Genomic DNA, 10,502 nt, shown 5'->3' with positions numbered 1-10,502 from the left:
GCGGAATTGGTAGACGCGCTAGCTTCAGGTGTTAGTGTCCCACGGATGTGAGGGTTCGAGTCCCTCTCTTCGCACCATTCATTACGCAAAAGGCCCATCACGAAAGTGATGGGCCTTTTGTTTTTACTCCTTGTTATGGCTATGCTTTTGACGACTGCCCGCTCATCGTCATGCCAAGGAACGCATATGATACTGGATACCGACATTCACAACTTTTACGAACATCTGGTGCTCAAGGAGATTGAGAAACAGGGGCTGCAGCAAAAACTCAACAGCGATCAGATGGCCGATCTCTGCTGCCTCACCCTCAACCAGCTTCCGGCCCACTATATTCGACACAATGTCGACATGATCTACTTCCTGACCGACGCCAAGCGCACCGAAATGGAAAAGCTGGTGGTCGAATCGCTCAAGGTGGCACAGCAGAAGATCAAGCAGGCTCCCGTCAAAAGCTCATAACCAGGGCTGCTGCCAGAGCAGGGTAACGATACCGGTCAACCCGGCCACTGGCAGCAAGATCAAGGCGGGCCGCAATCCGGGCTCCAGCATCACCCAGGCAGCCAGCAGAAAACCGGCACTCCAGGTGCCGTACTCTTTATCCTGACCCCATGCGAGTACAGCCACCGCCACCAGCAACATCATACCCCGCAATATCCAGCGCATTGTTTTCTCCCCAATCAACAATTGATAATAATTATCATCTTCATCTGCTGGGGATGCAAGTGGCGTCACAAGAAGGATTCGTATGTGACCCATTGTGTCAACAGGCCGCTCAAAAACGGGTTATGAGATCAACTAATTTGTGATTTTTTCAATCAAATGTGCATTTTTGCCAATTTGATGGGGCTTTAACCCGCCGGGTTTGTGGTAGATTGCGGCCTCTTTTTGGGTTGCCTCCTCGGGATCGATGTATCCACAGGACGAGAGGGAGTGACCTTGGCGAGCAAGAGTTTAGGAAGTATCTATGCAAAACCAACAAAACCACATCCGACTACCGGGCATGGCACAGGTGTTTGCCTGTCTGGCCATTTTCCTGGCCCTGGCATTCTCGTTCACCAGCGTGCTCGATCTGCCGATCCAGTTGGCGTTGTTCATCGCCTGGTTCGTCATCATGGGGCTTGGCATCAAACTCGGCCACGATTACAAATCCCTGGAACAGGCAGCCGTTGACGGCGTTGCCAAGGGAATGGGGGCCATCCTGATCCTGGTCTCCGTCGGTGCTCTGGTCGGCACCTGGATTGCCGGTGGCATAGTCCCCAGCATCATCTACTTCGGCCTCAAGGTGATTCACCCGTCCATCTTCCTGCTGGCGACCCTGATCATCTGCTCCCTGACCTCGCTGGCCACCGGCACCTCCTGGGGCTCTGCCGCCACCGCCGGTATCGCCATGATGGGGATCGGCCACAGCCTCGGCGTGCCTGCGCCGCTGGTAGCCGGTGCCGTGCTCTCCGGCGTCTATTTTGGTGACAAGCTCTCTCCGCTCTCCGACTCAGTAGTGCTGGCTTCGACCATGTCCAACGTCGACGTGGTGGAGCATATCAAGGGGATGCTGCCTATCAGCCTGCTCTCCTATGTCATCACCGCCGTGCTGTTCACCGTGGTGGGCATGCAGTATTCGGGTAATGTCAGCCTGGAGCAGGTCAATCTGGTGATGGAGGCTCTCGACAACCAGTTCAACATCACCCCGCTGGCCATAGTCCCCGTGGTGCTGGTGCTGGGTCTGCTGGCCAACCGCAAGCCCGCCTTCCCGGTGATCAGCTTCGGCGCCCTGCTGGGCCTGATCTGGGCCATCGCCTTCCAGGGCATGGATCCGGTCAAAGCGATGCACTCAGCTTATAGTCCGTTTGCCATCACCTCCGGCATCGATTTTATCGACAACATTCTCGGTCGCGGCGGCATGGAGTCCATGCTGGGCTCGGTCGCGGTCATCATCTTCGGTCTCGGGTTTGGCGGCCTTCTGGAGAAGGTTGGCATTCTGGAAGTGATCGCCAGCGCCTTCGAGAAGCGCATCAATAGCGTCGGCAGCCTGACCAGCCACACCATCGGCACCGCGTTTCTGGCCAACGTGTTCGGCTCAGCCATGTATGTGTCGCTGATCCTGACCCCCAAGATCATGGCCAAGAACTACGACCGACTGGGACTGGCGCGCAAGAACCTCTCTCGCAACGCCGAGTTTGGCGGCACCCTCACCTGCGGCATGGTGCCCTGGAGCGACAATGGCATCTTCATGGCCGGGGTACTGGGAGTGGCCACCCTCGACTACCTCCCCTACATGTGGCTGAGCTTCACCTGCATCATTGTGACCATCACCCTCGCCTACATGGGCAAGGCGGTGAACCGGATCCCGCTGGTCGCGGCGGCAAGCTCCCGCTAAGCCATCCTGCAAACAACAAAGGCGCCATCAAGGCGCCTTTGTTGTTTCAGAGAAATGCTGTTTGATGGAGCACACTGATCACCACAAACAAAAACAGCCCTCGTTGCCGAGAGCCGTTTCATCAGACCGATACGCCGATCAGATGGAGAAGCTGGAGCCACAGCCACAGGTCGTGGTGGCATTGGGGTTGGTCACGGTAAAGCGTGAACCTTCCAGACCCTCGGTGTAATCCACACTGCCGCCTACCAGATATTGCAGGCTCATGGGATCGATCACCATGGTGACGCCATTCTTCTCGACTACGGTGTCCCCGTCGTTGATCTTCTCATCAAAGGTAAAGCCATACTGGAAACCGGAGCAGCCCCCACCCGTGATGTATACCCGCAGCTTCAGCTCGGGATTCTCTTCCTCGGTGATCAGGTTCTTCACCTTGTTGGCCGCCGCATCCGTCATCTGGATGGGCAGCGGGGCTTCTGCTACTGCACTCATTACTGACCTCACAACCATTAGATCCACAAACATGGAAACCGCGAAATTATCCAATACCCGACCATTCAGTTCAAGTATTCACCACGTTTAACCGGCCGCGGGAACCGGAGCAGGCGGTGTGGCGACCAGCGGCTTGATCACCTCGCCCCACTCAACCAGCAGCTCTTGCGCTGGTTGCCTGCCATCCTTGTTGATGGTGACACGGATCCGATCCGGCACAAAGCCTTCCGGCAACTGCCAATTCCCTTCCAGCAGCTGGAAATAACGCAGGGCATAACGCCACTCGCTCACCTTCATTCCGAGATCGCGACCGGTCAGCGTCTTCGGCTTATCAGCCAGGCTCCCCTCAACCCGGATCTGCACCTGACCACGAAACAGCTCCCGCTTTTTGGCGGGCTGGGTCAGGGCGAGACGATAGTGGTAGCGACCGGGAATGCTGGTCTCCTGCAAGGTCAGGTTATCGATCACCACCCCCACCTGTTCGCCGGTGGGGCGCATGATCCGCTCGAAAAAGGCCAGCTGGCGCTTGAGCTCCTGCACCTGCGCCTCCTGACTCTTCAAGGTGGTCTGCAACTGCTCGAAGGCCGCTTTTTGGGTCGCCAGCCGGGTATCTTTCACCCCCAATTCGGTCTTGAGCTGGCCGATGGCCTTGCCCTGACGATCCAGCGTCTCCTGCTGCACCACCAACAGGCTGCTCTGGGCCAGCTCCTGCCGGTTACCGACAAAGTAACCGATGAGCCCGCCAACGGCTAACACGACCAATAACTTCAATAGATTGGACATAGCCCCTCATCCCGTTATCACGCCATTTACGGCAGCGCCTCTCCCTTCACTATACCGCCCGGACCGGGGTCACTGGCGATAAAGGGAAAAATTAACTGGCCGTGGCGCTGCCATCACCCCGCTTTTGACGCGCGGCGAGCCGTAAAGTTCGCTCTAGGATCTGGGAATAGATCGGTCGGCCACCCAACCACTGGGCAACCAGAGTCGCCCCGACTGTGGTGATCATCATCGGCAGGATCAGCTGATAGTTGTCGGTCATCTCGGTGACCAGCACGATGCCCGTGATGGGAGCACGCACTGTGGCAGCAAACAGCGCCCCCATTCCGGCGATGGCAAAGGCGCCGGGCTCGATGCCAAGCTCCGGAAACGCCGCATGAAACAGATGGCCGAACACCACGCCAAACAGAGTGCCCAACGCCAGGGTCGGCGCAAACACCCCGCCCGGGGCACCGGAACAGAAGCAGATGAGGGTCGCGACCAGCCGCACCGAGAAGATGAGGAACAGGCTCGCCATCGCATACTCATCCCCCATCAGATGGGGAATAAGCTCGGTGCCGCCCCCCGTCACCGAGGGGGCAAACAGCGACAGCACCCCAAAGGTCCCGGCGACCAGCATGCCGATGGCCACGAAACGGTGGCGCTTGTTCTGATGCAACGCCAGATAGCCATCCTGACAGGCCAGCACCAACTTGTTGAAGACAAAACCGAGCACCCCGAAAGTGGCCCCCATAAAGAGGAACAGCCAGAGCGCCTTGAGGGCTGGCGCATCGTAGTGGGGCAAGGTGATCACCGCTCCCTGCCCTTTCATGTTCTGCAACATCAAGGTCGCCATGATGGCGGAGATCCCCACCGCCTTGATGGCCAGAAAGGAGTAGCGGAATTGCGGTCGCATCTCCTCCATCACGAACAGGATGCCCGCCAGCGGCGCATTGAAGGCAGCAGCCAGACCGCCCGCCGCACCGGCGGCCAACAGGGCATGGCCATGTTCCTTGGGCAGCCGGAAGATATCCGCCACCATCTTGCCGAGGTTGCCGCCGATCTGTACCGAAGGTCCCTCCCGCCCCAGCACCATACCGGAGCTCAGGGTACAGATGCCGCCGAAGAACTTGACCGGCAACACCCGCCACCACCGAACCGGGCGCAGATCGTCCATCGCCCCCTCGATCTCGGGAATGCCGGAGCCGCCCGCTTCCGGGGCAAAGGTATGAGTGAGGAAGTAACCGACAAATCCCAGCAAGGCGCTGAAGCCAAAGCCAAGCAGACCGAGCTGCCACCAGGGACGGTCTGCCAGCAAGGCGATGCGTTGTTCTGCCAGCCAGTGGACACCCGATTCGAACAGACCGCACACCAGCCCGGCCAGGGTGCCGACCAGCGCCGCCAGCAACAGCACCAGCAAGGGCATCTTGTCTTGCCGGATAATGCGGGAAAGCGGCCCCCGCGAAGAGGTATCGGCTTCAGAGGAGAGAGCTTGTTGCGCCATCTTGTTACACCAACTTGGAAAAACCATATCGTCAGCTAGCTGAGATCAGGATCACCCGGCGCGTTGCTCGGCTGCCCAGGGCTGGGGCTTTCTGCTATAGTCGGCCCGTTAAATTTTTGTCACGGGAGCAGACCGAGAGTCCGGGTGGCGAGAGCGCAAAGCATACTCCTGATGCTCCGGCCTGCCGAGTCTCAATCGGCTGCAATCCCTTGTGTGACGACCAAAATCCCATTAAGGATGATCCATGTCAAAATCAGATCAGCTGTTTGAACAGGCCCGCCAGACCATTCCGGGTGGCGTCAACTCACCGGTCCGCGCCTTCAATGGGGTCGGCGGCACGCCCCGCTTCATCGATCACGCCGACGGCGCCTATCTCTATGATGTGGATGGTCAGGCCTACGTGGATTACATCGGCTCCTGGGGCCCCATGCTGCTGGGTCACAACCACCCGGCCATCAAGGCCGCCGTCATCAAGGCCGTTGAGAAGGGGCTGAGCTACGGTGCGCCGACCGAGATCGAAGTGCTGATGGCCGAGAAAGTCCGACAGATCGTCCCCTCCATGGAGCAGGTGCGGATGGTCAACTCCGGCACCGAAGCCACCATGAGCGCCATTCGTCTGGCCCGTGGCTACACCGGCCGCGACAAGATCGTCAAATTCGAGGGCTGCTACCACGGCCACGCCGACTCCCTGCTGGTCAAGGCCGGTTCCGGCGCCCTGACCCTGGGTCAGCCCAACAGCCCGGGCGTACCGGCTGATTTTGCCAAGCATACCCTGACCTGCGTCTTCAACGATCTGGATTCGGTGCGTGAAGCCTTCACCCAATACGGCAACGAGATTGCCTGTATCATCGTCGAGCCGGTCGCAGGTAACATGAACTGCATCACGCCGGTGCCCGGCTTCCTGGAAGGGCTGCGTGCCATCTGCGACGAGTTCGGCGCCCTGCTGATCCTGGACGAGGTGATGACCGGCTTCCGCGTCTCCCTGCGTGGTGCCCAGGGCCACTACAACATCGACCCGGATCTTACCACCCTCGGCAAGATCATCGGTGCCGGCATGCCGGTGGGCGCCTTCGGCGGCAAGAAGAAGGTGATGCAACACATCGCACCGACCGGCCCTGTCTATCAGGCGGGAACTCTCTCCGGCAACCCGGTGGCCATGGCAGCCGGTCTGACCATGCTGGATCTGCTGCTGGAGCCGGGTCTCTATGAGCAGCTGAGCGCCAAAACGGCTCGTGTTGCCGAGGGACTGAAAGCGGCCGCCGCCAAGCACGGCATCCCGCTCGCCATCAACTATGTGGGTGGCATGTTCGGCTTCTTCTTCACCGAGGAGCCCGAAATCACCCGCTACGAGCAGGTCACTCGCTGCGATATGGAACGCTTCAAGCGCTTCTATCATCTGATGCTGGAAGAGGGCGTCTATCTGGCGCCGAGCGCCTACGAGGCGGGCTTCCTGTCGCTGGCTCACGGCGACAAGGAGATCGAACATACCCTAGCTGCCGCCGAGCGCAGCTTCGCCAAGCTGGCTGGCTAAATCGCCGCAGGTTGTCGCAGAAGGGCCCGTCATGGGCCCTTTTCTATTACAGAGACTCCATCACCACACAGGGCGGCAATACGCCCATTTCTGGTGCATTCCCCCCTCGTCATCCACCGATTTGTCATGTTCTGGTGCAACTTGCCCCGCCATCCCTGTCATAAAGCAGGCCCACTATTTGCACATTCACCACAAGAGCCCACGTCACCGAGGTCCATATGGCAGAGATGAGCCCCATCGATGTGCTGCGGCGCTATCAGGAGTATCAGGAGGAGTTGACCCCGCTACTGCAAGGGCTGCTCAGCGCCCCCCTTGTCTCGCTCAAGGGGTATCCCTTTGTCGTCAGCATTGACCACTATCAGGGGCCGATGTGCATCCAGCCTGCGGCACCGGCGGCCCATAACCGGTTGCACCTTATCGTGCAGGGGCAAGGACGGGAGATCACCGTCTGTCTGAATCAGCTGATTGGCTGGTTGATGGGAGACAGGGAGCGCCGCCGCGCCATGCCCTGGTTCAAGGCGGTCTATGTGGTGCTCAGCATGGCGCTGTTTCTGATCGTCGCGACGCTCATCTGGCACGGGCTGGAACAGCTCTACCAGCTGTTGTGCGGCGAGCAGCAGAACCAGCTCGGCGCCTTTAGCGCCATCATCTTCCTGACGCTGGCACTGGCGGTGTTCGATCTGGGCAAGACCATTCTGGAAGAGGAGGTACTGCTGCATAAGGATATCTTCCGCCACAGCGCCATTCGCCGCACCATCACCCGCTTTATCGCCGCCATTCTGATCGCGGTCTCCATCGAGGGGCTGTTGCTGCTGTTCAAAGGCTCGCTCGGCCAGAACGAGCTGCTCTGGCCAGCGGTCGGAGTGATGGGGTGTGCGGTGGGTTTGCTGCTGGCGCTTGGCCTCTATGTTTTTCTGGGGGCCAAGGCCGAAGCAGCACTGGTACAGGCTAGCCTGCGCTCTCCACCGTCAGCTGCACAGGGGAGCGACGCGCCGCCCGCCAGGAGGCGTACATGGTCCAGGAGGTATAGATGACGATAAAGGCAACCAGCCACTTCAGCATCTCCATATCCATGGATTTGACCAGCATGGCTGCCAGCACCACACCGATGGGACCGAAGATGGCTACCGCCAGCACCGCCTTGGCATCAAACGCCCCTTTGCGGATAAAGGTGCCTGCGGAGAAAACGCTAAGCACGGCGGTGGAGCCCATCATGATGGGAAACGCCGCCAGCGGATTCATCCCCAGCAGATAAACCAGCGTCATGCAGGGAGCAAACAGGCCGATACCGACATTCATCAGCACTCCGAAGATGAAGTTGCCGAGCAGGGCGATCGCCAACTTGTAGCCGCTGAGCCCCATCGCATCGCCGCCTACAGGGAAAAGACCCAGCAGACCGGCAAAGATAAGCCCTGCAACGACCAGTAAGGAGATAGCCATCACCAACCGGATGGTCTGCCGATCAAACGAGGCCACATGACGAGCGCCCCAGGCCGCGCCAGCTGCGGCGGCCATCATCATGCTGATCAGCGTCAGCGGCTCCACTGCGACTGCACCGACGAAGATCAGCGACTGAGTCACGGTCGGCAGCACGCACTGCCCATTGAGGGTACCCGGCAGTACCCGATCATCGATCAGCTTGAACTGCTTGTAGCAGGCGGTCTTTACCGCAAAGCTGCCCACCCCCAGGGTATCGAGGAAGTTGGCAACCCCACCGATCAACGCCACCGGCCAGAAGGGGGTCGCCTCAAAGGCTCCACTCTGCTTCTTCCGCCAGCAGGCTTGTACCAGCATAAAGATGAATACGAGGCCTCCGGCTATAAAAACCAGCCGTAAAATATCAACTAACATAGGGGTTTCTCCTGCAACGGGCGGCGATTCTAAGACAAGCAGCAGAAAAAATCTTGACCGGAATTAAGCAATGCTCACGACACGCCTCTGCGAGGTGAAATATTTATCAATAGACTCCGAACGACTCTGCTAATACTTGTTACTGAGGCCAACAGGCCGGGTCCTGAGCACGTTGTTATGGTCCTTTCGCGACGACCACTTGTGCCAAAGGACATAATAAAAAAGAGGGCCGGTAGTGATACCGACCCTCTTTCTGTATCTGGCCGGGGCGCAGGGCCCTCGACCATGACAACCGCTTATTGAATGCTCTTGCCGGCACGCACGTCCTTGATAAACCCCTTCAGGCTGGCCAGATCACGGGGAGCACCGCGCAGGATCTGATCACCGATGATGAAGGCCGGGGTACCGGAGATACCGAGCGCTTCAGCCAGGGCACGGTTGGTACCGAGGTTCTGATCAATGCTGCCATCCTTGATCTTGGCCTCCACCTTGCTCCAGTCCACACCAGCCGCCACAGCCAACTGCTTAACCTGTGCTTCATCAGCGAGCGGGCCCTGATGGCTATAGAGCTTCTCGTGGAACGCCTGGTATTTGTCAGGCTGACCCAGCTGGACCGCCAGCGCAGCACGGGCTGCGAAGTAGGAGGACTCGCTCAGAATGGGGAACTGCTTGTAGATGTACCGGATGTCTTTGTCTTCCGCCATCAGCTGCTTGACCAGCGGATGGGCCCGTTTGCAGTAACCACAGTTGTAATCGAAAAACTCCACAATGGTCAGCGACGCCTTCGGATTCCCCATCTCGGGATCCTGATTGGCATAAAGCTGCTTGGAGTGAGCCTTGATCAGCACCTTGTCACTCTCGGCCTGCTGGCTCTCCTGCTTGGCACGCAGTGCATTGGACATCTCGACCAGGATCTCGGGATTCTTGACCAGATAGTCGCGAACGATTTGCTCGACATCGCTTTTGGTCAGCTCGCTTGCATGTACCGGCGTCGCCAGCAGGGTCACGCCAGCCAGCGCGCAAAACAGGGCATTTTTAATAGTCATAACGTTATCTTGCAGAGGATATGATAGAGGCCACTATAGTGGTTGAGTCTGTTTTCAAGTCAAGCTATCTGGCCAAAAAAGCGCTTGATGAGCCATGATTGCCACTTTTTCATGTCATTTAGCGCAATTAACCAGCAATCAAACCGGACAGGGATTTACAAGCCGGATCAGCATGGTAATATTCGCCGCACTGTTGCGGAGGGGTGGCAGAGCGGCTGAATGCACCGGTCTTGAAAACCGGCGATGGGCGACCATCCGTGGGTTCAAATCCCACCTCCTCCGCCATTCATACCGAGCCCATGCAACCATGTTGCGTGGGCTTTTTATTTGCCTCCGATTTGTCATTCCTCATAGATCTCAACACATTAGCCTTCTTCAGCGCCCCCATTAATTTTCCCACCTGCAGGCTCAATAGCCACCACAAGATCCCCTACCAACATCTAACCTCTGCGTTCCTGCGGGTATCCCTTCCCAATTCCTTATTATCCCAAACAACAAGGACCCAAAGCAGCAACCACTGCGCCTGCGTGTTAGCACAGCCAACACACTCTCTGGCATAACGTCAGTGGGCGACTAACAAAATCATGGACAAACAGAGGGCTCAAAAAGAAAGACTTCAGCTAACACAGGACGCAGATGCCCAGGAAAGATCGCAAGCAAGAGATCGTAGCGTACGGGCGAGCATAGGATTCGTGGATCATGACTACGCCAGAGCCGCCATACAGAGCGACAGCGGTTCAGTGAAGAAAGAGTACCAAGCGGAACATCAGGCTATTTGTGGAACCAGAAAGCAGCTCCGAGTAACAATAAGAACAGAGGAAAGGAGATAGGGCCGGTAAAAAATCAGGCTACCTTCTGAGTTTCAGGTAATAAAAAACCCCGCTCGATGAGCGGGGTTCTTAAATTGGGTGCCTGGCAGTGTCCTACTCTCGCATGGCGAATGCCACA

General features: G+C 58.0%; 10 protein-coding genes and 1 tRNA gene. 5 read left to right on the top strand and 6 right to left on the bottom strand.

Annotation, left to right across the window (positions count from 1 at the left end; translation table 11 throughout):
- Window positions 1-186 precede the first annotated feature (186 nt).
- Window positions 187-459: a late competence development ComFB family protein gene (locus G5229_RS20520; RefSeq protein ID WP_005343036.1), complete on the top strand. Its 273-nt coding sequence runs from the start codon at window positions 187-189 to the stop codon at window positions 457-459.
- Here G5229_RS20520 and G5229_RS20515 read toward each other — a convergent pair.
- A complete protein-coding gene (locus G5229_RS20515) occupies window positions 454-663 on the bottom strand; it encodes a hypothetical protein (RefSeq protein WP_005357820.1) in 210 nt (69 codons plus the stop codon). The genes G5229_RS20520 and G5229_RS20515 overlap by 6 nt on opposite strands.
- Before the next feature lie 301 nt (window positions 664-964).
- Here G5229_RS20515 and nhaC point away from each other — a divergent pair, with 301 nt between their 5' ends.
- A complete protein-coding gene (nhaC, locus tag G5229_RS20510) occupies window positions 965-2,374 on the top strand; it encodes a Na+/H+ antiporter NhaC (RefSeq protein WP_005357819.1) in 1,410 nt (469 codons plus the stop codon).
- Window positions 2,375-2,512: 138 nt separating this feature from the next.
- Here the strand turns inward: nhaC and erpA are convergent, their stop codons facing one another.
- From erpA to clcA, 3 genes are all read right to left on the bottom strand, one after another.
- Window positions 2,513-2,863, bottom strand: coding sequence for an iron-sulfur cluster insertion protein ErpA (gene erpA, locus G5229_RS20505; protein WP_005340225.1), 351 nt, complete (start codon window positions 2,861-2,863; stop codon window positions 2,513-2,515).
- A gap of 87 nt (window positions 2,864-2,950) precedes the next feature.
- Window positions 2,951-3,646 (bottom strand): DUF6776 family protein, encoded by a 696-nt coding sequence (locus G5229_RS20500; RefSeq protein WP_201946964.1) that lies wholly within the window; start codon window positions 3,644-3,646, stop codon window positions 2,951-2,953.
- A 91-nt stretch (window positions 3,647-3,737) separates the two neighbouring features.
- Window positions 3,738-5,126 carry a H(+)/Cl(-) exchange transporter ClcA gene (clcA, locus tag G5229_RS20495; protein WP_421210254.1) on the bottom strand — a complete coding sequence of 463 codons (1,389 nt, stop codon included), beginning with the start codon at window positions 5,124-5,126 and terminating at the stop codon, window positions 3,738-3,740.
- A 244-nt stretch (window positions 5,127-5,370) separates the two neighbouring features.
- On the opposite strand from clcA, the gene hemL reads away from it, so the two are divergent.
- Window positions 5,371-6,657 carry a glutamate-1-semialdehyde 2,1-aminomutase gene (gene hemL, locus G5229_RS20490; RefSeq protein WP_421210252.1) on the top strand — a complete coding sequence of 429 codons (1,287 nt, stop codon included), beginning with the start codon at window positions 5,371-5,373 and terminating at the stop codon, window positions 6,655-6,657.
- 218 nt (window positions 6,658-6,875) lie between these two features.
- Entirely contained in the window at window positions 6,876-7,691 is an 816-nt protein-coding gene (locus tag G5229_RS20485; protein WP_113740046.1) for a hypothetical protein, read from the top strand.
- Here the strand turns inward: G5229_RS20485 and G5229_RS20480 are convergent.
- Complete coding sequence (locus G5229_RS20480) at window positions 7,606-8,508, bottom strand: sulfite exporter TauE/SafE family protein (RefSeq protein WP_167558248.1); 903 nt, start codon at window positions 8,506-8,508, stop codon at window positions 7,606-7,608. The two genes, G5229_RS20485 and G5229_RS20480, sit on opposite strands and share 86 nt — an antisense overlap.
- 296 nt (window positions 8,509-8,804) lie before the next feature.
- On the bottom strand, window positions 8,805-9,554 hold the full coding sequence (locus G5229_RS20475; protein ID WP_421210251.1) for a DsbA family protein: 750 nt from the start codon (window positions 9,552-9,554) through the stop codon (window positions 8,805-8,807).
- Window positions 9,555-9,751: 197 nt separating this feature from the next.
- On the opposite strand from G5229_RS20475, the gene G5229_RS20470 reads away from it, so the two are divergent.
- A tRNA-Ser gene (locus G5229_RS20470) sits at window positions 9,752-9,839 on the top strand.
- Window positions 9,840-10,502: the final 663 nt, after the last annotated feature.

This window comes from Aeromonas sp. 602396 (assembly GCF_049173735.1).
Lineage (GTDB): Bacteria > Pseudomonadota > Gammaproteobacteria > Enterobacterales > Aeromonadaceae > Aeromonas > Aeromonas veronii_A.
This window is presented reverse-complemented; position numbering and strand designations above follow the sequence as displayed.